This window comes from Pseudomonas sp. SBT1-2, assembly GCF_028640875.1.
Taxonomy (GTDB): domain Bacteria; phylum Pseudomonadota; class Gammaproteobacteria; order Pseudomonadales; family Pseudomonadaceae; genus Aquipseudomonas; species Aquipseudomonas chlororaphis_I.
Genome location: NZ_JAQZAA010000111.1, coordinates 223,947 through 245,448, shown reverse-complemented (window position 1 = coordinate 245,448; position 21,502 = coordinate 223,947). Strand labels below are relative to the sequence as shown.

Annotated in this window: 23 protein-coding genes; 13 read left to right on the top strand and 10 right to left on the bottom strand. The window is 64.4% G+C overall.

Annotated features, from left to right (window positions below; genetic code table 11):
* Positions 1-418 precede the first annotated feature (418 nt).
* Positions 419-1,132 carry a GntR family transcriptional regulator gene (locus tag PVZ78_RS26625; RefSeq protein WP_009048558.1) on the top strand — a complete coding sequence of 238 codons (714 nt, stop codon included), beginning with the start codon at positions 419-421 and terminating at the stop codon, positions 1,130-1,132.
* A 6-nt stretch (positions 1,133-1,138) separates the two neighbouring features.
* On the opposite strand, the gene PVZ78_RS26620 is transcribed toward PVZ78_RS26625, so the two are convergent.
* The 3 genes from PVZ78_RS26620 to PVZ78_RS26610 form a co-directional block, all read right to left on the bottom strand.
* Positions 1,139-2,089 (bottom strand): PDR/VanB family oxidoreductase, encoded by a 951-nt coding sequence (locus tag PVZ78_RS26620; RefSeq protein WP_273829560.1) that lies wholly within the window; start codon positions 2,087-2,089, stop codon positions 1,139-1,141.
* Positions 2,090-2,197: 108 nt separating this feature from the next.
* Positions 2,198-3,259 carry an aromatic ring-hydroxylating oxygenase subunit alpha gene (locus PVZ78_RS26615; RefSeq protein ID WP_273829559.1) on the bottom strand — a complete coding sequence of 354 codons (1,062 nt, stop codon included), beginning with the start codon at positions 3,257-3,259 and terminating at the stop codon, positions 2,198-2,200.
* A 297-nt stretch (positions 3,260-3,556) separates the two neighbouring features.
* Entirely contained in the window at positions 3,557-4,438 is an 882-nt protein-coding gene (locus PVZ78_RS26610) for a LysR substrate-binding domain-containing protein (RefSeq protein WP_273829558.1), read from the bottom strand.
* A gap of 109 nt (positions 4,439-4,547) precedes the next feature.
* Here PVZ78_RS26610 and PVZ78_RS26605 point away from each other — a divergent pair, with 109 nt between their 5' ends.
* Together PVZ78_RS26605 and PVZ78_RS26600 are read left to right on the top strand one after the other, a co-directional pair.
* Positions 4,548-4,877 carry a carboxymuconolactone decarboxylase family protein gene (locus PVZ78_RS26605; RefSeq protein WP_037005875.1) on the top strand — a complete coding sequence of 110 codons (330 nt, stop codon included), beginning with the start codon at positions 4,548-4,550 and terminating at the stop codon, positions 4,875-4,877.
* Positions 4,878-4,883: 6 nt separating this feature from the next.
* Positions 4,884-5,258, top strand: a complete 375-nt coding sequence (locus PVZ78_RS26600) for a tautomerase family protein (RefSeq protein ID WP_009048563.1) — start codon at positions 4,884-4,886, stop codon at positions 5,256-5,258.
* 5 nt (positions 5,259-5,263) lie between these two features.
* On the opposite strand, the gene PVZ78_RS26595 is transcribed toward PVZ78_RS26600, so the two are convergent.
* The 4 genes from PVZ78_RS26595 to PVZ78_RS26580 all read right to left on the bottom strand — a co-directional run bounded on the left by PVZ78_RS26595 (position 5,264) and on the right by PVZ78_RS26580 (position 8,140).
* Positions 5,264-5,947 (bottom strand): phytanoyl-CoA dioxygenase family protein, encoded by a 684-nt coding sequence (locus PVZ78_RS26595; RefSeq protein WP_273829557.1) that lies wholly within the window; start codon positions 5,945-5,947, stop codon positions 5,264-5,266.
* 155 nt (positions 5,948-6,102) lie between these two features.
* Positions 6,103-7,176: an NAD(P)/FAD-dependent oxidoreductase gene (locus PVZ78_RS26590; RefSeq protein WP_273829556.1), complete on the bottom strand. Its 1,074-nt coding sequence runs from the start codon at positions 7,174-7,176 to the stop codon at positions 6,103-6,105.
* 108 nt (positions 7,177-7,284) lie between these two features.
* On the bottom strand, positions 7,285-7,584 hold the full coding sequence (locus tag PVZ78_RS26585; RefSeq protein WP_016704529.1) for a hypothetical protein: 300 nt from the start codon (positions 7,582-7,584) through the stop codon (positions 7,285-7,287).
* A gap of 154 nt (positions 7,585-7,738) precedes the next feature.
* Positions 7,739-8,140, bottom strand: coding sequence for a GFA family protein (locus PVZ78_RS26580; RefSeq protein ID WP_273829555.1), 402 nt, complete (start codon positions 8,138-8,140; stop codon positions 7,739-7,741).
* Positions 8,141-8,417: 277 nt separating this feature from the next.
* Between PVZ78_RS26580 and PVZ78_RS26575 the strand changes: the two genes are divergently transcribed.
* Positions 8,418-9,470 carry an alpha/beta hydrolase family protein gene (locus PVZ78_RS26575; protein ID WP_009048568.1) on the top strand — a complete coding sequence of 351 codons (1,053 nt, stop codon included), beginning with the start codon at positions 8,418-8,420 and terminating at the stop codon, positions 9,468-9,470.
* A 127-nt stretch (positions 9,471-9,597) separates the two neighbouring features.
* Here PVZ78_RS26575 and PVZ78_RS26570 read toward each other — a convergent pair whose 3' ends face one another.
* The gene (locus PVZ78_RS26570; protein ID WP_009048569.1) at positions 9,598-10,134 is read right to left on the bottom strand and encodes an ATPase AAA; all 537 of its coding nucleotides are present in this window, start codon (positions 10,132-10,134) and stop codon (positions 9,598-9,600) included.
* Positions 10,135-10,411: 277 nt separating this feature from the next.
* On the opposite strand from PVZ78_RS26570, the gene PVZ78_RS26565 reads away from it, so the two are divergent.
* Complete coding sequence (locus PVZ78_RS26565) at positions 10,412-10,756, top strand: cupin domain-containing protein (protein WP_009048570.1); 345 nt, start codon at positions 10,412-10,414, stop codon at positions 10,754-10,756.
* A 45-nt stretch (positions 10,757-10,801) separates the two neighbouring features.
* Here the strand turns inward: PVZ78_RS26565 and PVZ78_RS26560 are convergent, their stop codons facing one another.
* On the bottom strand, positions 10,802-10,948 hold the full coding sequence (locus tag PVZ78_RS26560) for a hypothetical protein (protein ID WP_273829554.1): 147 nt from the start codon (positions 10,946-10,948) through the stop codon (positions 10,802-10,804).
* A 179-nt stretch (positions 10,949-11,127) separates the two neighbouring features.
* Between PVZ78_RS26560 and PVZ78_RS26555 the strand changes: the two genes are divergently transcribed.
* The 7 genes from PVZ78_RS26555 (at position 11,128) to PVZ78_RS26525 (ending at position 18,928) form a co-directional block, all read left to right on the top strand.
* A complete protein-coding gene (locus tag PVZ78_RS26555; RefSeq protein ID WP_101282297.1) occupies positions 11,128-11,589 on the top strand; it encodes an NUDIX hydrolase in 462 nt (153 codons plus the stop codon).
* 131 nt (positions 11,590-11,720) lie between these two features.
* On the top strand, positions 11,721-12,062 hold the full coding sequence (locus PVZ78_RS26550; protein ID WP_009048575.1) for a hypothetical protein: 342 nt from the start codon (positions 11,721-11,723) through the stop codon (positions 12,060-12,062).
* A 99-nt stretch (positions 12,063-12,161) separates the two neighbouring features.
* Complete coding sequence (locus PVZ78_RS26545; protein ID WP_028682354.1) at positions 12,162-13,418, top strand: TolC family protein; 1,257 nt, start codon at positions 12,162-12,164, stop codon at positions 13,416-13,418.
* On the top strand, positions 13,415-14,881 hold the full coding sequence (locus PVZ78_RS26540) for an efflux RND transporter periplasmic adaptor subunit (RefSeq protein WP_273829553.1): 1,467 nt from the start codon (positions 13,415-13,417) through the stop codon (positions 14,879-14,881). Before PVZ78_RS26545 ends, PVZ78_RS26540 begins: the two co-directional genes overlap by 4 nt.
* Positions 14,878-18,033, top strand: coding sequence for an efflux RND transporter permease subunit (locus tag PVZ78_RS26535; RefSeq protein WP_273829552.1), 3,156 nt, complete (start codon positions 14,878-14,880; stop codon positions 18,031-18,033). The genes PVZ78_RS26540 and PVZ78_RS26535 overlap by 4 nt, the downstream gene beginning before the upstream one ends.
* A complete protein-coding gene (locus PVZ78_RS26530; protein WP_110176326.1) occupies positions 18,030-18,371 on the top strand; it encodes a copper-binding protein in 342 nt (113 codons plus the stop codon). Before PVZ78_RS26535 ends, PVZ78_RS26530 begins: the two co-directional genes overlap by 4 nt.
* A 104-nt stretch (positions 18,372-18,475) precedes the next feature.
* Positions 18,476-18,928, top strand: coding sequence for a hypothetical protein (locus tag PVZ78_RS26525; protein ID WP_009048580.1), 453 nt, complete (start codon positions 18,476-18,478; stop codon positions 18,926-18,928).
* A 93-nt stretch (positions 18,929-19,021) separates the two neighbouring features.
* Here the strand turns inward: PVZ78_RS26525 and PVZ78_RS26520 are convergent, their stop codons facing one another.
* Entirely contained in the window at positions 19,022-20,062 is a 1,041-nt protein-coding gene (locus PVZ78_RS26520) for an alpha/beta fold hydrolase (RefSeq protein WP_273829551.1), read from the bottom strand.
* Positions 20,063-20,472: 410 nt separating this feature from the next.
* Here PVZ78_RS26520 and PVZ78_RS26515 point away from each other — a divergent pair, with 410 nt between their 5' ends.
* The gene (locus tag PVZ78_RS26515) at positions 20,473-21,489 is read left to right on the top strand and encodes a TRAP transporter substrate-binding protein (protein ID WP_273829550.1); all 1,017 of its coding nucleotides are present in this window, start codon (positions 20,473-20,475) and stop codon (positions 21,487-21,489) included.
* Positions 21,490-21,502 lie beyond the last annotated feature (13 nt).

Sequence of the window (21,502 nt, the reverse complement as noted above, 5' to 3'; positions counted from 1 at the left end):
GCCATCCATGGCCTGGGGCGGCTAACCCGGCATCCCTGCCGGGTTACCCACGGCTCAATGCCTGCGTTCGGCCATCGTGGTTAACGGGGCCAACAGATCAAAAGCCAAAGCAAGAGCAAGACGGCGGCCTGCCGGCCTGGGGGAGTGCGCTCCCTGTAGCCGCTGCCGAGCCTGCGAGGCTGCGATCGACCCCGAAGGGGGCGCAGGATCTTGAGGTCGCTGAAGGCCTGCGGCCTTATCGCAGCCTTCGGCAGCGGCTACAGGGAGGCGTGTGCTGTGAGGCAGTAGGTTACGCATCTTCTGTAGGAGCGAGGCTTGCCCGCGATGGCGTTGGTGAGGCCGCCACGCCGGTATCGGCATGCCGCCGGCGCAAGGCTTGCGGTACTATGGCCGCCCACGTTTTCTGGAAGTTGCCTGGATGAGTAAGCCCGGTCAATTGGTGCTGGTCGCGCTGCGCAAGATGATCGCCTCGGGCGAGCTGGCGGCGGGGGAGCGGTTGATGGAGATTCCGACGGCGGAGCTGTTCGGGGTGTCGCGGATGCCGGTGCGCATGGCGTTTCGTACCTTGGAGCAGGAAGGCCTGCTGGTGCGGTTTGGCGGGCGTGGGTTCCAGGTGCGTTCGGTGAGTGCCGAGGACATCGCCGGCGCGGTCGAGGTGCGGGGGGTGCTCGAGGGGCTGGCGGCGCGTCAGACTGCCGAGCGCGGTTTGTCGCAGGAGGCGCGGGCGGCCCTTGAGTTGTGCCTGGCCCAGGGCGACCAGTTGTTCGCCAAGGGTTATGTGACCGAGGACGACCTGGAGGTCTATCACGACCTCAACATGCGTTTTCACCAGGTGATTGTCGAAGGCAGCCACAACCCGGCGATCGCCGATGCCCTGGCGCGCAACGATCATCTGCCGTTCGCCTCGGTGACCGCTCTGGCGGTGGATCGCCAGGACATGGCCCGCGAATACCGGCGCTTCAACTACGCCCATATGCAGCACCATTCGGTGTTCGATGCCCTGGTCAATCGCCAGGGCGCGCGGGCCGAGGCGATCATGCGCGAGCACGCCAATGCCACCCTGCGCTATGCGGAAATCTTCAGCAGCGCGGCGGCGGACGAGCGGATGAAGGTGATTCTCCGCCCCGCCTGAATCCCTTCAGATATCCAGCACCAGCAGCGGCGTTTTCGAGCGCGAGCAGCAGGGGGTGAACTGGTCGTTGCGCGCCTGTTCGTCCTCGGTGAGGAACAGGTCGCGGTGCTCCGGCACCCCCTCCAGCACCCGGGTGAGGCAGGTGCCGCAAATCCCTTGCTCGCAGGACATGGCAATGTCGATGCCATGGCTCTCCAGGACGTGCACCACGCTCTTGTCCGCCGGCACCGCAAAGACCTGGCCGCTGCTGGCGACCTTGACCGAGAAACTGCCATCGGCGCGAGTGTCGACGGGGGCGGCGGCGAAGTACTCGCGATGCAGGCAGGGCTCCTGCCAGCCCGCAGCCTTGGCCGTGTCCAGCACGTGCTGCATAAAGCCGCCGGGGCCACACACATAGACATGAACATCGTTGCGCGGCGTGGCCAGGACCTTGGCTGCGTCCAGCGCTGTCTCGGGTTCCTGGTCGAAATGCAGGAACACCCGGTCGGCAAAAGACGAGCTGCATAGACGCTGGACAAAGGCCGCGCGCTCCCGCGAACGGGCGCAGTAGTGCAGCTCGAAATCCGCGCCGCTGTGGGCCAGGCGTTCGGCCATGCACAGGATCGGGGTGATGCCGATGCCGCCGGCGAACAGCAGGCTGCGCCGGGCTTCGTGGGCCAACGGAAACAGATTGCGCGGTTCGCTGATAGTCAGCCGTGTGCCGGGGTGGATCTGCTCGTGCATGGCCAGCGAGCCGCCCCGTGAGGTCGGGTCCTTGAGCACGCCGATCAGGTAGCGATGGCGTTCTTCGGGGTGGTTGCACAGGGAGTATTGGCGGATCAAGCCGCCGGGCAGGTGCACATCGATATGCGCGCCGGCGCTGAAGGCCGGCAGCGGGCTGTCATCGGCGCTGGCCAGCTCGTAGCTGCAGATGTCCTGGGCTTCGTCGTTACGGGATACCACCACCACATCGATCATCGTCGGTCCTCCGAGTGCTGCCGCCCGTGGCGGTCACTTCGGTTTCTTTTGTTGGGTAAAAGGCTGGGTAAAGGGCAGGGCGCGGCACCGGTGAAATGCCGCGCAGGATCAGGCCGTGGCCGTGGCGATCAGCTGCGCTTCGCTGGCGCGTTCCTGGGCGATCAGGCGCTCCAGCACCCGCCGCGACTGCACACCGCCGGCGTCGATATTCAGCTTGAGCAGGTTGCGCGTGGGGTGGGCGAGCAGGTTCTGTTGCTGGCGTTCGAGCATCTCCAGGTCTTCGCTGAAAATCTTGCCCTGGCCTTCGCGAATGCTCGCGGTCAGCGCCTCGTCCTTCGGGTTGAAGTTGCGCGCCATGCCCCAGAAGTACCAGATCGAGGTGTCGCTTTCCGGGGTGATGAAATCCACCACTATGCTCGACGCCTTGGACTGCGCCGGCGCGTCATAGCCGCCTTGGCCGGCATGGGCCACGCCGACTTCGATCAGCACATGGCTGGGCGGGGTGAAGCGGCAGATCTGCCAGCGGTCCACCGGCACGTCGTCGGCCAGGCCGTTGCCGCGCAGGGCCATGCGCCAGAACGGCGGGGCCATGATGTTTTCCATATGCCGCGCGGTGACCACTTCATCGCCTTCGACCCTGGTGGTCGGCGGCGCCTCGTCGATTTCCTTCTGGCCGATGCTGGAGGCGTGGACGTAGGTTTCGTGGGTCAGGTCCATCAGGTTGTCGATCATCAGGCGGTAGTCGCACTGGATGTGGAACAGCCCGCCACCGTAGGCCCACTCATCGCTGACCGCCCATTCCAGATGATGGATCAGCGCCGGGTCGGCCAGCGCCTGGTCGCCGGGCCAGACCCAGATAAAGCCGTAGCGCTCGACCACGGCAAAGGTCTTGTTGCAGGGGAAGCCGCGCACCCGTTGCCCGGGCATTTCCACGGTCTTGCCATCGCAGCCCATCACCAGGCCGTGATAACCGCACACCAGATTGCCGTTTTCCACATAACCCAGCGACAGCGGCGCGCCGCGATGGGGGCAGAAGTCCTCGACCGCCGCGACCCGGCCCTCCAGGCCACGATAAAACACCATCTTCTCTCCGCAGATCTGCCGCCCCAGGGGCTTGTCGGCGATTTCATCGGGGGTGCAGGCAACGTACCAAGTGTTCTTGGGGTACATGGAAGGCTCTCCAGGCGAGTGATTGTTTTTATTTAATGGATCCATTAGAGGGGCCGTGGTGTTTGAGTGTCAACGATAAAGGCGCGACTTTAGGTTGATTTATGGGCGATTATCGGACTGCTAGCTGTTGCCTTTGTTTTTAATGGATCCATTTGTGGGTGATGTGAAACACCCCAATGGCAGAAGGAACGTCAGCGATGAAGGAGAGGGCGACGTTCGTCGACCCGAGCTGGCGAGCGGGAAGTCGCTCATGCGGCGGCATCTCTTGGGGGGATATCGCTGGGGGACGGACCTTGGTTACTTCATAGGGGCGAAGCCGAACGCCTGTTCTTCCAGGTTGGCCTGGATCAACTCGGCCAATTGCCGGGTGGCCGGCGTGAGGTCCTTGTCGCCGCGGTGAAGCACATAACCCAGGGTCGGTACCGCGGGTAAACCGGGCATGAGGGCGAGATGGCTCGGCAGCCCGATGCGGGTGCGCAAGGTCAGCCCCAGCCCGGCCGCCACGGCCGCCCAGATGCCGGCGACGCTGGGGCTGGTCAGGGCGATCCGCCAGGGAATATGCGCCTCGTCCAGAGCCTGGGTGGCAGCGCTGCGCAGCACGCACGGGGCATCGAACAGGATCAGCGGCAGCGGTGAGTCCGCCGGCAGCGGCGGCATGTCGCGCGCGCCGATCCAGTGCATCTGGGTTTCGCCCAGGCGCGTGGCATGGGGCGATGGCTGCCCCGTGTCCCAGGCCAGCGCCAGGTTCAGGCCGTCGCTGTCGATCAGGGCAAGCAGTTCGGCATTGCGCGCGATCCTGACTTCGAGATTCACCCGTGGGTAGGTCTTGACGAAGCGGCGGAGGATATCGCTGAGGAAGTGCTCGCCAAAGTCCTCCTGCAGCCCCAGGCGTACCGTCCCGGCGGTCTGCTGTTCATGCAGGCTCTGGAAAATGCTGTCGTTCAGTTCCAGGAGCCGGCGGGCATGGCTGAACAGCGACTCGCCGGTGGGCGTCAGGGCCAGCCCTCGACCGGACCTGGCCAGTACCGGGGTGCCGATCTGCTCCTCGAGCTTCTTGAGCTGGGTGCTCACCGCGGAGGTCGAGCGGCCGAGCCGATCCGCCGCCTTGGCAAAGCTGTTGAACTCCACGCCGGTGACAAAGGTACGCAGTACATCGAGATCGAAGGTCGGACGGCGCATTCGAATAGTCCACTGATTCGGGATTGTGGCTTCCATTAAATCCAATATTCGGGATGGTTTCGAGTTGATATTTTTCTCCCGTCATTGGGTTATTCAACGAGGAAGCATCATGGATACAGCGATGGGGCAGGGGCGAGAGCCTGAGTACGCGCAAAAATTCGCCGACCTGACCAGGGATGTGCTGTTCGGCGATATCTGGCAGCGCACCCAGCTGTCGGCTCGGGAGCGCAGCCTGGTGACGGTGGCGGCGCTGGTGGCGTTGTACCGCCTGGAGCAGTTGCCGTTTCATCTGCAGCGGGCGCTGGACAACGGCCTGGGGCGCGACGAGTTGGCTGAGGTCATTACCCATCTGGCGTTCTATTCCGGCTGGCCGACGGCCGCCTCGGCGCTGAAGGTGCTCAGCGATCTACAGGGTTCCAGCCTCGGTTTGCAGGAGTAAGCCTTTATGCCTTTTGCCCGTATTTCCTTGCACCGCGGAAAGTCCGCCGAGTACCTGCAGGCCTTGTCGCAGGGGCTGCACGAGGCGCTGGTCGAGCGTTTCGAAGTGCCGCTGGCGGACCGCTTCCAGATCATTCACCAACATGAAGCGGGCGAGCTGATATTCGACCGCGATTATCTGGGCGGCCCGCGCAGCCATGACTTTGTGCTGATCGCGATCACCGCCGGCCGCCCTCGATCGGTCGAGACCAAACGGCGTTTCTATCGCGACCTGGTCGAGCGGCTGGGCCGGGCGCCGGGCATCGATGCCGAGGATGTGATGGTGGTGATTACCACCACCGAGGCAGAGGACTGGTCGTTTGGCGGTGGGCGGGGCAATTAGCCTGCCTATGCGTTTCTGGTATCAGCCCTATCCAACGGATCGAAGCGCTCGCTCGTGTCCATGCGGATATTTCGCAGGCCCAGGGTTTTCAGGTGCGATGGGTACAGAGACTCGGAAAAATAGCTGATCAGGAGCGAGCGCCGGCGTGCGCCGCTCGCGTTCAGGCTGCCGGCATGCAGCAGATCGACATCGAACACCAGGATGTCGCCGGCGGCGCCTGAAAGCTGCACGGACCGCGACTCATCGGTGAGGTCGAATGGCGGCGCTGCCGGATCGGAGCGATGGCTGCCGGGGACGATACGGGTGGCGCCGTTCTCGGGGCCGTAGTCGTCGAAAAAAGCCAGGGCGTTGGCTATGTCGCCTGGCCGTTGGGCTGACAGGTCGCGGTGCAGCTGCTGATGGCCGCCACCGGCCAGGGGCTCGCGCCCTTCCACCTGGGAGAGGAAAAAGCGTTCCCCGATCAACTCGCCCACCACCGCCAGCACCTGCGGCAGGCGACACACCGCCTGGACCTTCGAATCGGAGTCCAGCAGCGAATGGCGCCAGTCCATGCCACGGGGCACGGGCCATTGGTTCGATGGCAGCACGCCCGCATCGAACGTGGCACGCAGGTCATCCAGCCATTCGGCCGGGATCGCTCGGCGCAGCAGCACGTAACCCTGTCGATGGAGTTGCTCGCGGTCAGTCATGGTTTTCTCGATTTCCTTATCAGCAATGCGTCCTGTGGAGCGGCCTGGGGCAATAACCGGTCAGTGATCAAGCGTAGCTTTAGCGAGTCCAGTGAGCGGGGCGAACAGGTTTTGTTGGAGAGGTTGTCACCATGCTGGCCCCAGGCACGTATTCCCTACGCCTGGAAGAAGCGCCCGGGACGGCAGGGGGCAAGGGCAGGGGATGCCGTGCCGTCGATAATCTCCTCGCTGGCCAGGCGGCCGACTATCGCCGCCAGCGTGACGCCAGGGTGCATCGCACACACATACACGCCGCCGATATCGGGTAGATAACCGATGATGGGCGTGCCATCGACCGGCATGGGCCTGAGGCCGACACAGGCCGACTCCAGCTCGATGGAAGTAACGCCGTGGAGTTGGTTCCGGATGGCCTGGGCGGTTCGTAGCGCTATCGCGGCTGGCTGGTTTTCCAGCGCGTCGTCCAGGTAATCTTCCGCCGCCAGTAGCCTGCCGTCCGTGCCTTGCCGCACTTCCATTTCCGGGTTGGAGATAAGGGTGTGCACGAGATCGGGTTGTGAGGCGTAGCGGATAAATATGGCTGGAGAGGCCGCTATTGGAAGGGGCAGGTTCAGCCGCTCGGTCAGCTGGGTGATGCCCGTCCCGGCGGCCAGCACGACAATCTCGGCCTCGAGGCTCCCCCCTGTGGTTTCGACGCCCGTCACCTGTGTACCCTGGGTGGTAAAGCCGAGCACCCGAGTCTGGGTGAGCAGCTGGGCGCCATGAGCCTGGGCACCGGCAAGCAACGCATGGGTGGCTTGCACGGCGTCCAGCGCGCCTTCTTCGGCGGCATACCAGGCTTGCTGCGGGGGATGCTTGAGGTTGGGCTCGAGGTCGAGGATCTGTGAGCGCGACACCCGGGTGGCCGAAGGCGGGTTACCTGAGGCTTGCGGCTCTTCACTTGGGCTTACGCCGTAGGACAGGGCGCCGCTCCAGCGCACCTTAAGGCCAGGCAGCTCGGTTTCGAGCCGGCGGTACTCCTGGATGGCCGCACCGCGCAATGACGCGATGGGATCGGGCCCGCTGTGGGAGGTGTTGATCCAGGCGAATGAGTGTCCCGTCACTCCAGACGCTACGTCTTCAGCCTCCACCAGGATGACCTGCGCGCCTTTGCCTGCCAGGTGATACGCCAGGGACGCGCCCACTATGCCGGCGCCAATGACCACGACTCGCTTGTTTACCGCGTTGCCCATACCAACCTCCGTGTTGTCGACCTGATGAGGGCAGGGCATCCGGATGAACTGATGCCTTGAGAACCGAACGGCCCGCTTCGCTACCTCCCTGTTATTTCCTGCGCACTGCTATTTCTTGCACTCCGCCAACACCACTTTGCAGGTGCTGGGCGTACCGCCGGAGCGGCCGGCATAACGGATGCAGTTATTCAGGGATTTCTGGCGCGCCACACCCAGGGTGGAACCCCAGGCCAGGCCGCCTTCGCCGGAAGTGGGGAGCGCTTTGGCGTAACAGTTTGAGCCGATGCTGGCGGTCGAATAACGATACTTGGCGGCTTTGCTTGAACATCCCGCTATCAGCGCCAGGTTGATGGCGAGCAGGGAAAACAGGATCCATGACGAGTAGTTGCGTACTGCTGTTCTGGTCATTCCAGTTCCCCTGTATCAAGACGGTAAGAACGTGTTTGCAGTGTTGCTGTATTCAGCTTAGAGGGTATCGCGCCTGGCCTTGGAGCCGTCTGGCGGAGTGGGTGCGTTTGGCCCTGCCTTACGTCGGTTGCCATCCGTTTTTGCCTGATTGCCCTCATGGGTGTTGCGGCCAATGATCCTGGATTTCGTACCACGAAGCCTTGAACACCACCTGAATGTGTTTCTGTTTATCGGCGGTGAAGGGCGTATCCAGGGTGCCCAGGGCGATCGAGATCCAGTCGGCGTGTTCGCCCTGGTCCCTGGACCAGAACAGCGACGAACCGCATTGGCCGCAAAACTGGCGCAGTACCGACTCGGAGGATCGATAGGACTGGAGGCTCTCGGCCCCCTGAACGATGTGCAGATCACTGCGCAACACACTGCCATAACTGGCGAACGCCGCCCCATGGCTCTTCCGGCACTGGCTGCAATGGCAGTGGGAAAGCGCCTTGGGGCGGGACGAAAGCTGGTATTTGACGGCGCCGCACAGGCAGCTGCCCTGGAAGGTGTCAGTCATTTAAGGGCGCCCCTTGAAACGAAAGGGCGCCCATTTAAGCAGTCGGTGTTGAGGATGTCGAACGGTTGAACCCACAACCAAAAGCGGACGTTCAACCTTCTCACTAACAGACCGCGAACAGCGTTAACGATGAAAACTGCGCACGGCGGTTCGAATGTGGGCTTTAATGCCCGGGCTTATATGCAGCCCCATGAGCTTCGACTCCATACGAAGGTGGATGCGCCTGATGGCGGGTTCAGGCTGCTGTGTACTTGTCTCATTCAAGGAAGAAATGACATTGAAAATAGCTTTCGGCGCCCTGTTGTTGACCTGGCTGGCTACTACCGCACTCGCTGACGAGAACCCTGTCGGCTTCCAAACTTCCATACTGGCGGACTCGCACAATGGGCGCGCACTGGAGATGGTCGTCTGGTACCCCAGCGCAACTACCGCAGCCACGCAGATGATTGGCGATGATGTGGTGTTCGTCGGGGCTCCTGCCGTCCGTGACGCGCCGCCCGCTGCTGGCAAGCATCCATTGTTGGTGCTCTCCCACGGGTACAGAGGTAACTGGAGCAACCAGATCTGGCTTGCCAGTGCCCTGGCTCACAGGGGTTACATCGTCGCCGCACTCAATCACCCTGGCACCACCACTCATGACCTTAGCCCTCAAGCCGCGGCGCAGTTATGGCAGCGGCCCGTCGATTTGCGCCGAGTCATTGACAGGGTCACGACTCAACCTGAAAAGTTCGGCTCGGTCGCCAATGGCCGAATTGCAGTAGTGGGCCATTCACTCGGCGGTTGGACCGCCCTGGAGATCGCCGGTGCTCGTTTCGATCCAGACCGCTTCGCCCAGGAGTGCAAAGCCCACCCGCAGTTATCAAGTTGCACCAACTATGGAAAGATAAAACCCGTAAGCACCTCGGAATCAAAGGCCGCGTTGACCGCCGATTTGCGCGATAAACGCGTCACTGCCGTGGTTGCATTGGACTTGGGCTTTTCGCGTGGCCTGACTGATGAAAGCCTGGCCGCGCTGCCGGTACCAGCGCTGGTGATCGCTGCCGGCGCGCCGTCGCACGACCTTCCCGCTGAGTTGGAGTCTGCCAACCTGGCCAAACGCCTGCCTTCGGCGTCAAGCCGCTACGTCGAAATCAGCGACGCAAGCCATTTCAGCTTCTTGTCGGTATGCAAACCTGGCGCGGAGGTCATGCTCGAAGAAGACGTACCAGGCGATGGCATCATTTGCCGGGATGGTGACAGCGCTCGCCCGCGTGAGGTGATTCAACAGCAGGTTGCAGCGCTGATAGCCGAGTTTCTTCAGTCATCCATCGACAAAGAAGACAGTTTGTAGACTCGTGGTGCGGGAGCTGCCGCAGTTCAACAAAAAAACTGGAGCAGTTTCAACACCCGTGCAATCTGGCGGATCGGTTGAATCCACAGCCCAAGGCGGAGGTTGTGCCGGGATGGCGACCCGCCATTCATTCAAGGCAGGCTTCGGGCGTCGCCGGCAAGCTATCGAGAAACGCGGCAATCTGCCGGGCACCGCGCAAGTGCAGGGTAGGAACCAGCGGGCCTATGGCCAGGCGCACCGCCTCGATACCCGGGCGGTAGCCACGGTCGAAATTCCACACGAAGTTCAGGAAGGTCAGGAATGCCCGGTCGAGCTTTTCCGTGCAGCCTGCGGCAAGGTCAGGCCGGGGGCGGTTCATCAGGCTGCGGATGATCACCCGGGTGAAACAGGTGAGCCGCGGGGTATCGAGCCAGATGATCAGGTCGGCACGGGGCAGGCGAAGGTCGAAGGTGCGCCGGGCATAGTTGCCTTCACACACCCAGGCAGCCGGTGCGACCGCTGCGCGGACCCGTTCGCGGAACTGCTCGGCGTCGGGTTCGACCCAGCCGGGCTCCCAGAACAGTGTGTCCAGGTGGACCACGGGCAGGTTCCGGCGCTTGCCGAGGGCGCGGGCGAGGGTGGACTTGCCGCTCCCGGCATTACCCAGAATTACAATCCGTTGCATGGGAACTTCCTGTCGCAAAAAAGCCGGCGATTGTGCAGGTTTTGCGGCGCCAGTTAAAGGCGGATGGCGGGGGCGACCGCACCAGGAATGAAATGTGTGGTTCCTGAAGCCGAGCGCAGGATATCGATCCCTCCTTGTCCGCATTGGCTGTTCGTTCCGGCCGATTCCTGCCGGCCATGAAAAACCGACTTCGACCCTTTGTCGCCTGTCGGCAGCTCTCGCCTTTCAGGGGTGTCTACTGCTAGTGAGGCTCTGTAGGTACAGAGAGGAGAGCGCCATGAGCAATGAACAGGTGGCACCGGAAACCAAAGGTGTTGCAGTGCAGGTACTGGCAACCATTGACCTGGGTCCCGAGATCGAGGGGATGGCCGGGCGCCAACTCAGAATGCGTCTGGTGACCATCGAGCCTGGAGGTGTATTCGGGCCGATTCACAACCATAAAGACCGGCCAGGCGTCGTCTACATACTGGAGGGAACCATCACAGACCATCGCAATGGCCTCGACACGGACTATGGCCCGGGGCTGGGCTGGCCCGAGGACAGGGACACCACGCACTGGCTCGAGAACCGAGGAACGGTTCCGGCGCGGGAGATCTCGGTCGATATTGTCTGGCAAGAGTAAGTCCGGGCCGAACATCGATAGGGGCGGGCCCGAGGAGCGGTTCACTCAAGGCTGGTCATTCCCCGCGCCCGCCGCCCCATTGGTCGGATCGCCCTCGGCCAGCATGCGGACCAGGACTTCCTGTTCCTTCACCCCAGGCACCAGGCCGCGGGTCTGGCCTTCCAGCACGGTGATGCCGTCTTCGTTGGTCATGCTGCACGTGATCATCCGCGACCTGCCGGCCTTCCAGCATTTATGATGGCCGCCTGTCCAGACTGCCCAACGCCCAACGCCCAACGCCTGACGCTGGTGATGAAACGGGTGATTCAGGACCGTTCGCTGCCGCTGTGAGGCGCGCTGACGAATAGCTCAAACACTTCAGGGAGATACCGATGCGTGAACGAAAATCGGCGAGGTTGCTGGTCATCAACCCTTCGCGAAAGGTCCTGCTGTTCCGCTTCCTGCACAAGGAGGGGGCGCTGGCGGGGGATGACTATTGGGCCACGCCCGGTGGCGGGCTTGAAGGGGCAGAAACCTTCCAGCTTGCGGCGGTCCGTGAACTGCACGAGGAGACCGGTATCCGGGTCGGCACGGTTGGAGAACCGGTGGCCGATCGCCGGTTTCCCATGCAGCTGCCCAGCGGCGAGTGGGTGACTTCCGTCGAGCAGTATTTTGTCGTGCACGCACCAGACCAGCCGCTCTCCCGTGCGGGCTGGACCTCGTCCGAGGCCCAGGTGATGGCCGATCATCGCTGGTGGTCGGCCCACGATCTGCGATCCACCGAGGCCATCGTCTGGCCGGAGTCACTGGTGGAGATGCTGGAAGAGGCGGGGGTGTTCGAGCCGTCCTTGTAGCGATTTTTCCACGCGCTAATCCTGGCTTAATCCCGCTCCATTGAGATCGCGCGCAGCCGGGTTTTTTCGGCGACCTGTTTATGCGATTGGCGCAATTGTAAGAGCGGCTTTCCACCTCTAGACTCCAGCCCATGAAACGCTACCTGCGGTTTTGTCTTGTCTTCCTGATCAGCCTGGCGCTTCCCCTCAGCGGGATGGCGGGCGTCCAGGCGCCGACCGAACCTTGCCCGATGAAGACCCAGGGCATGGCGATGATGGACGACATGGGCATGGACTGCTGCAACGACATGAAAAGCCCGGCCGAGCACGGCAAACCCTGCAAGCCGGGCCAGGAATGCAAGACCGGCGGCATGCTGCAAGTCTCGATCGTCAAGCCTGCCGTGACCCTGAGCCACCCGGTTGTCCTGTCTTTCTCCAGCTATTTTTTGCCCGCGCAAAGCCCTTCCGGGGTGTGGCGACCGCCCCGGGCCTGATTCCTGTACCACACTGAGTCCCATCGCCTATTGAGGCGATGGCATATCTGCGCGCATGTCTGAAGAGTCGCGCAGGGATTCATCACAGGAATCGTCAACATGAACCCCAAGTGCTATTGCACCGGCTGGTCCCTCGTGGTCGGCCTGGCGGCGGGCGTGCTGGTGTGGCCGAGCCTCGCTGGCGCCTTGACCCTCGATGAGGCGTTGCGCCTGGCCGAGAACAACGCGCCGTCGCTGAGCGCCCAGGACGCGAAAATCCAGGCCGCCAGCAGCGCGGCCATCCCCGCCGGCGAGCTGCCCGACCCCAAGCTGTTGCTGGGGGTGCAGAACTACCCCATTGGCGGCCCGGATCGCTGGCGCCTCGACCAGGATTTCATGACCATGCAGATGGTCGGGATCCGCCAGGAAATGCCCAACAGCGACAAGCGCAAGGCCCGCGTCGAAGTCGCCGCCGGAGCGGTCGAGCGGGCCGCCGCCGAGCGTCGGGTGGAGCTGCTGAACGTGCGCCAGGCCACGGCCCTGGCCTGGATCGGCAGCTATTCGGTGGAGCGCAAGGCGGCGCTGCTCCAGGACTTCTACGAGGAAAACCGCCTGCTGGGCGCCACCGTGCGCGCACAGATCGCCGGTGGCCGCGGGTTACCGGCGGATGCGGTGACGCCCCGCCAGGAAGCCGCGCAACTGGCCGAGCGCGAGGACGAACTGATCAGCCAGCGGGCCCAGGCCCGGGCCGCGCTCAAGCGCTGGATCGGCGCTGCCGCCAACGACCGGCCCGTGGGACGTCTGCCCGAGTGGCCGGTGGACAGCGCAGGCTACGTGCACAAGCTGCAACACCACCCCGAACTGGCGGCGTTCGCGCCCATGACCCGCGAGGCGCAAGCCAGGGTGCATGAGGCCGAGGCCGACAAGCAGTCGGACTGGAGCTGGGAGCTGGACTACCAGCGCCGTGGCCGGGAGTTCGGCGATATGGTCAGCGTGCAGTTTTCCTGGGACCTGCCGTTGTTTCCCGGCTCGCGCCAGAACCCCAGGATCGCCGCCCGGCAGGCCGAGCTGAGCCAGCTGGAGGCCGAACGCGAAGCCCTGTCCCGGGAGCATGCCCAGCAGTTGGAAGCGCAGTTGGCCGACTATGAGCGCCTGGATCGCGCGGTGCGCCGCAACCAGCAAAGCCTGGTGCCGCTGGCCCGGGAAAAGGTCGACCTGAGCCTGGCCAGCTATCGCGCCGGCAAGGGCGACCTGGCGGCGGTGGTCGCCGCCCGCCGCGAACTGATCGAAGCCCGCCTCAAGCAGATCGACGTCGAGGAGCAGCGCGCCCTGACCAACGCGCGCCTGTATTTCGCCTATGGGGAGAGTGCGCAATGAATTCGCCGATCTGGAAAGTCGCTTCGGTGGTCGGCGTCTCGCTGGCCCTGGGAGTCGCGGGTGGTTACTGGCTGGCCCAGCCGCGCAGCGGCGAAGCGCCGGCGGTCGGGCAGGAGGCTGCGGCCGAGCCCAAGGCGCTGTATTGGTACGACCCGATGTACCCGCAGCAGAAGTTCGACAAGCCGGGCAAGTCGCCCTTTATGGACATGCAGTTGGTCCCACGGTACGCCGAGGGTCAGGGGGGAGAGGGGGATAGCATGGCGGTGCGCATCGACCCGGGGCTGACCCAGAACCTCGGCCTGCGCCTGGCCAGCGTCACGCGCGGGGTGTTGGCCAGCAGCGTCGATGCGGTCGGGGTGCTGGCGTTCAACGAGCGCGAGGTGGCGGTCGTTCAGCTGCGCACCGCGGGTTTTGTCGAACGGGTGTATGCCCGGGCCCCGGGGGATCTGCTCAAGGCCAATGCGGCCCTGGCGGATATCCTGGTGCCGGAGTGGGCGGCCGCCCAGGAAGAATTTCTCGCCCTCAGGGCCAGTGGCGATGCCGGCTTGCTGGCGGCCGCCCGCCAGCGATTGCGCCTCAGCGGCATGCCGACGGCCTTGATCGCCCAGGTCGAGCGCAGTGGCAAGGTCCAGCCGAACCTGACCCTGAGCAGCCCCATCGGCGGTGTGCTGCAAGAGTTGAATGTCCGCCAGGGCATGACCCTGGCCGCCGGCGAGACCCTGGCCCGGGTCAACGGCTTGAACAGCGTCTGGCTGGCGGTGGCGGTTCCGGAGTCGCAGGCCGGCTCGCTGGTCAGCGGGCAGGTGGCCGAGGCTCGTTTGCCGGCTTTTCCCGGGGAGGTGTTCGCGGGCAAGGTCGACGCGATCCTTCCAGAGGCCAATGCCGATAGCCGCACGCTGCGGGTGCGGGTCGAGTTGCCTAACCCGCAAGGTCGGCTGCGGCCGGGCATGAGCGCCCAGGTCAGCCTCAAGCGTTCGACCCGGCAACCTCTGCTGTGGGTGCCCAGCGAGGCGGTGATTCGCACCGGCCGCCGGGCCCTGGTGATGCTCGCCGAAGACGGGGGGCGCTACCGCCCGGTGGAGGTGCAGCCAGGGCCAGACAACGCGGGCCAGACGGCGATCTTGCAAGGCCTGGAGGAGGGGCAGCAGGTGGTGGCTTCCGGGCAGTTTTTGCTGGACTCGGAAGCCAGCCTCAAGGGCATTGTCGCCGCTTCGTTGGCAGAGCCCGCAGCGGTCCTGCATGAAGCCGAAGGGCAGATCCTGGCCATCGACAGTCAGGAAGTCACGCTCGCCCATGGTCCCTTCAAGAGCCTGGGCATGCCGGCCATGACCATGACCTTTGCTCTGGCCAATCCCGGCCTGATGCAGGGCCTCAAGGTGGGCGACAAGGTGCGGGTGGCGCTGAGCCAGAGCGGCAATGAGCTGCGGGTCCAACGCCTGGATAAAACGGGGAGCCAGCCATGATCGCGGCCGTGATTCGTTGGTCGGTGGCCAACCGTTTTCTGGTGTTGCTGGCGACCCTGTTCGTCAGCGCCTGGGGTGTCTGGTCGGTACAGAGCACGCCGGTCGACGCGCTGCCGGACCTGTCGGATGTACAGGTGATCATCCGCACGCCGTATGCGGGGCAAGCACCGCAGATCGTCGAGAACCAGGTGACCTATCCGCTGGCCACCACCATGCTCTCGGTGCCGGGGGCCAAGACCGTGCGCGGCTATTCGTTCTTCGGCGACAGCTTTGTCTACGTGCTGTTCGAGGACGGCACCGACCTGTATTGGGCCCGCTCGCGGGTGCTGGAGTACCTGAGCCAGGTCCAGAGCCGCCTGCCGGCCAGCGCCAAGCCGGCGTTGGGGCCGGATGCCACCGGGGTTGGCTGGATTTTCCAGTACGCCCTGGTGGACCGCAGCGGCGGGCATGACCTGGCGCAACTGCGCGCCCTGCAAGACTGGTTCCTCAAGTTCGAGCTCAAGACCCTGCCGAACGTCGCGGAAGTCGCCACCGTGGGCGGCATGGTCAAGCAGTACCAGGTGCAACTCGACCCGCTGAAACTGGCCAGCCTCGGTATCACCCAGGCCGAGGTCGGCGCGGCGATCGGCAAGGCCAACCAGGAAACCGGTGGCGCGGTGCTGGAGATGGCGGAGACGGAGTTCATGGTGCGGGCTTCCGGCTACCTGAAGAGTCTCGCTGACTTTCGCGCGATCCCGCTCAAGCTCGGGGCGGGCGGGGTGCCGGTGACCCTGGGCGAGGTCGCGACTGTCCAGCTCGGCCCGGAAATGCGCCGTGGCATCGGCGAACTCGACGGCGAGGGCGAGGCCGTGGGCGGCGTGGTGATTCTGCGCAGCGGCAAGAACGCCCGGGAAACCATCGCCGCGGTGAAGACCCGCCTCGAAGAGCTCAAGCGCAGCCTGCCGGCGGGGGTGGAAATCGTCACCACCTACGACCGCAGCCAACTGATCGACCGCGCGGTGAGCAACCTCGGCCACAAGCTGCTGGAGGAGTTCATCGTCGTCGCCCTGGTGTGCGGGATCTTCCTCTGGCACCTGCGTTCCTCCCTGGTGGCGATCATCTCCTTGCCGATCGGCGTGTTGATCGCCTTTGTGGTGATGCGCCAGCAGGGGCTCAACGCCAACATCATGTCCCTGGGCGGCATTGCCATCGCGGTGGGGGCCATGGTCGACGCGGCGGTGGTGATGATCGAGAACGCCCACAAGAAACTCGAGGCCTGGCACCAGGCCCATCCCGGGCACACCCTGCAGGGCGAGCAGCGCTGGCAGGTGATCACCGCGGCGGCGACCGAGGTCGGGCCGGCGCTGTTCTTCTGCCTGTTGATCATCACCCTGTCGTTCATCCCGGTGTTCACCCTGGAGGCCCAGGAAGGACGGCTGTTTGGTCCGCTGGCGTTCACCAAGACCTATGCCATGGCCGCGGCGGCGGGGCTGTCGGTAACCCTGGTGCCGGTGTTGATGGGCTACTGGATTCGCGGGCGGATTCCCAACGAGCAGCAGAACCCGCTGAACCGTGGGTTGATCCGCCTCTATCAACCGGCCCTGGACGCGGTATTGCAAAGGCCCCGGGCGACCTTGCTGGTGGCCTTGCTGGTGTTCCTCAGCGCGCTATGGCCGCTCTCGCGCCTGGGCGGCGAGTTCCTGCCGCCGCTGGACGAGGGCGACCTGCTGTACATGCCTTCGGCGCTGCCGGGGCTGTCGGCGCAGAAGGCGGCGCAGCTGCTGCAACAGACCGACCGGCTGATCAAGAGCGTGCCCGAGGTCGAACATGTGTTCGGCAAGGCTGGCCGCGCGGAAACCGCCACCGATCCGGCGCCCCTGGAGATGTTCGAAACCATCATCCGGTTCAAGCCCCATGAGCAGTGGCGCCCCGGCATGACCGCGGAAAAACTGGTGGCCGAGCTGGACCGGGTGGTGCGGGTGCCGGGGCTGACCAATATCTGGATTCCGCCGATTCGCAACCGCGTGGACATGCTCGCCACCGGCATCAAGAGCCCGATCGGGGTCAAGGTGGCCGGCAGCGACCTGCGGCAGATCGATGCCGTGACCCAGGCCGTCGAGCGGGTGGCCAGGGGCGTGCCCGGGGTCAGTTCGGCGCTGGCCGAACGCCTGACGGGGGGGCGTTACATCGACGTGGATATCGACCGCCAGGCGGCCGCGCGCTACGGCCTGAACATCGCCGATGTGCAGTCGATCGTCAGCGGCGCCATCGGCGGGGAAAACATCGGCGAGACCGTCGAAGGGCTGGCCCGCTTCCCGATCAGCCTGCGGTACCCCCGTGACTGGCGGGACTCGCTGGGGGCCCTGGAGCAGTTGCCGATCTACACCCCGCTGGGCAGCCAGATCACCCTCGGCACCGTGGCCAGGGTCAGGGTCAGCGATGGTCCGCCAATGCTCAAGAGCGAAAACGCACGGCCTTCGGGCTGGGTGTATGTCGATGTGCGGGGGCGGGATCTCGCCTCGGTGGTCGCCGACCTGCGCCGGGCGGTCAGCGAGCAGGTGCGCTTGCAGCCGGGCATGAGCCTGGGCTATTCCGGGCAGTTCGAGTTTCTCGAACGGGCCAATGCCCGGCTCACGTGGCTGGTGCCGGCCACCTTGCTGATCATCTTCGTGCTGCTGTACCTGACCTTCGCCCGCTTCGACGAGGCCTTGCTGATCATGGCCACGCTGCCGTTCGCCCTCACGGGCGGGGCGTGGTTTCTCTACTGGCTGGGGTTCAACCTGTCGGTGGCCACCGGCGTCGGTTTTATCGCCCTGGCCGGGGTGTCCGCCGAGTTCGGCGTGATCATGCTGCTGTACCTGAAGAACGCCTGGGCCGAACGCCAGGAGTCCGGCGAGGGCAGCGAGCGCGGGCTGCTCGCGGCGATTCGCGAAGGCGCGGTGCAGCGTGTACGCCCCAAGGCCATGACCGTGGCGGTGATCATCGCCGGCCTGTTGCCGATCCTGCTGGACAGCGGCACCGGCAGCGAAGTGATGAGCCGCATCGCCGCGCCCATGGTCGGCGGCATGCTCACCGCGCCCTTGCTGTCGCTGTTCGTCATCCCGGCGGCCTATCGCCTGATGCGCCGCCGGCACCTTCCTGTTGTCTCCCACACTCAAGGAAAAAACCTATGAAACTGATCCAGATCGCATTCGCTGGCACCCTGGCCACGCTGTCCCTCGCTGCCTACGCGCAGGACATGCCCGGCATGAAAATGGACGGCATGCCGATGAAGCAGGAAGCCCGGCAGGCTCGACAGGCCACTGCCGAGGGCACGATCAAGGCCATCGATACCGCGAAGCAGCGGGTGACCATCGCCCACGGCGCCGTCCCCGCCGTGCAATGGCCGCCGATGACCATGGCCTTTGCCGCGACCGCGCAGCAGCTGCAAGGGCTGGCGATCGGCGACCGGGTGACCTTCGTATTCCACCTGGAAGGCGGCGCGGCCACTATCGTTTCCATCAGGAAGTAAAACCGCGAGGCCGGCATGTGCAGGCATGCCGGCCTCGCGCTCATTATTCACAGCAGCGCCGTCGATTCGTTCCTCTCTCTACCATCCAACAGAGGGAACGCCCGATGAACAACACCGAACTCAGCCATCTCATCCTCAGCGACCACTCGCGCATCGAGGCCGCCATCAGTACCGGCGCGGCCTGGGAAGTCTGGTTCCAGGTCGAGTTTCTGATGCTGCTGCGCGCAGCCCACCTGGGGGTCGCTCGCGAAGTGCCTTACCCACCGCCGAACCAGGCCTTGCACCTCGACGTGCTGGCCCGGCACAACGTCGAGAGTTATGCCATCGAAGTGAAAGTCGAAAGCGCTACCAATGCCGGCAACAAGCTGTTGGCGGAAACCCGCAAGGACATCGAGAAGATTGCCAAATACACCGAGCCGGTCGATGCCCGCTGGGTGGTTTCCCTGGCCTACAGCGACGTGGCCAAACACTCGTTGCGCGGGTTCACTGTGCAGAACAACGGCCATGCCATCTACCATGAGTCCGGCGCGATCGGCTGCATGATCGTCACGGTTTGACCCCTCGCCGGCGACAGGAGGACCCACGGCCCTCCTGTCGCCGGGTTGGTTTTTCCAGGGCATGCCCTGACGCTGAGGACGGTCAGGCCAGCCTCAAAGACGATCCGCATCGATCACCGCCTGGGCGAACGCCCGCGGGTCTTCCTGCGGCAGGTTGTGGCCGATGCCGCCGCTGATCAGGCGGAACTGGTATTTGCCGGTGAAACGCTTGGCGTAGTCCGCGGGGTTCGGGTGCGGCGCGCCGTTGGCATCGCCTTCCAGGGTGATGGTCGGTACGCCGATGGCCGGTGCCGTGGCCAGTTTCTGCTCCAGCGCGGCGTAGCGGCTTTCGCCTTGAACCAGCCCCAGGCGCCAGCGGTAGTTGAACACCGTGATGTCGACATGGTCGGGGTTGTCCAGGGCCTTGGCGCTGCGCTCGAAGGTGGCGTCGTCGAACTTCCATTGCGGCGAGGCCAGTTGCCAGATCAGCTTGGCGAAGTCGTGGGTGTTTTTCTCGTAGCCGGCGCGACCGCGCTCGGTGGCGAAATAGAACTGGTACCACCACTGCAACTCGGCCTTGGGCGGCAGCGGGTTCTGGCCGGCCGCCTGGTTGCCGATCAGGTAGCCGCTGACCGACACCAGCGCCTTGACCCGCTCCGGCCACAGCGCCGAGACGATGTCCGCCGAACGCGCGCCCCAGTCATAACCGCCGAGCACCGCTTGCTTGATCTTCAGTGCATCCATGAAATCGATGACGTCGCTGGCCAGCGCGGCCGGCTGGCCATTGCGCAGGGTTTTCGCCGACAGGAAACGGGTATCGCCGTAGCCGCGGGCATAGGGCATCAGTACCCGATAACCCTTGGCCGCCAGCAAGGGCGCGACCTCGTCATAGCTGTGAATGTCGTACGGCCAGCCGTGCAGCAGAATCACCACCGGGCCGTCGGCGGGGCCGGTTTCGGCGTAGGCCACGTCCAGCAGCCCGGCGTTGACATGCTTCAGCGGGCCGAACGGCGAAGGGGCGGCATAAGTGGTGCCGCTGCCCGCGTCGGGTTGCGCCGCTGCGGGCGTCTGCGCCTGGGCCGTGCCGAGGATGCCGAACAGGCTGAGGGCCAGGATCGACGCGCCGATTTTGGGGTTGCGCAGTGTCATCTTCATGCTGATCTCTCCATTGGATTGCAAGCCGTGGGGCGGGGGACCTGGCTGATCCCCTTCAACCTGGGTTGCATTTGACGGCCGCGACGTATCTGGCCTGTGTCCGGATCCCGGGGCGGATGCAAGCGCGTGTACCGGGGAGGGCGGTAGATACAGTGCGATACATGACGTAGCCCGCGAGTCCTCGCGGATAGCCGTGGCAGGGCACGAAGCCGTTCGTGTGTCGGACCGGCGACGGTTTTCGGGCGCGCCGTGGCCCCGTCGGACGCTTTGCTCGGAGGCAATGTCTGCTGCGTGGGCAAATTTCCATTGCCAGATCCGGGTCATTGGAGGTAGTTTGTAAAACGATTTAGTAAAACGTTTTACTAAGCTCGTGAAAATGTCGCAAAACAACAACAAAAGAGAACAGCCTCATGCCTCTGACCCGACGTCGCTTCGTGCAGTGTGCCGCCCTCAGTGCCGGCGCACTGGCCCTGCCTTCCATCGCCCGTGCCGCCCCTTCGGTATTGCGCTTGTCCTCGACCATGACGGCGGACGAGAACTCGGCGCACTACCTGTTCTACCAACGCCTGGCCGAGAACCTGAAACAGTCCGTGGGCGACCGCATCCGTATCGATTTTTTCCCCAACGGCCAACTCGGCAAAGAGGCCGATGTGGTGCAACAGGTGCGCCTGGGGTCGATCGACCTGATGGTCTCCGGGAGTTCGATCTGGGCCACGGCCCTGCCGGAACTGGCGCTGCTGGACCTGGGGTTCCTGTTCGACAGCTACGAGCATGTCGCCCGCTCCGTGGATGGCGGCGTCGGCGAGATCTACAACGGGCTGCTGCGCGAGCGCACCGGTTGCTCGGTCGTGGGCTGGGGGGCGCATTTCAGCGCGCGCAGCGTCTATACCAAGCCGCCGATCAAGGATCTCGAGAGCATCAGGAATACCAAGCTGCGGGTCCTGCCGACCCAGGCGTTCATCGAAACCTTCAAGCTGCTGGGCGCGATCCCGACCCCCATTGCCTTCAATGAGGTCTACACCGCCATCCAGACGGGGGTGGTGGAAGGCTTCGAACACGATGCCGCCAGCGTACTGGCCAACAAGCTCGCCGAAGTGGTGAGCCACTGCTGGCAGACCGACCATTTGTTCAGCCCTTGCATTGCCGTGATCGGCAAGCGCGGGCTGGCGAAGATTCCCGCCGACCTGCAACCGGTGTTCATGGCGGCTGCCCGGGAGGCCAGCGTGTCCCAGCGCCGGGCGGCCGCGATCAAAGGCGCCGAAGCCATCGCCGCGCTGGGCAAGGGCGGCATGACCTTCTTCCCCATGGATGACGCCGAGCGTGCCAGCGTCCGTACCCTCATGCGCGACAAGCTCTGGCTGCCATTCACCCGGACCACGCCATCCATGGCTTCGGTGCTGGGGCTTATCGACGCGGCCAGGGCGTGATCCAGGCCAGCCC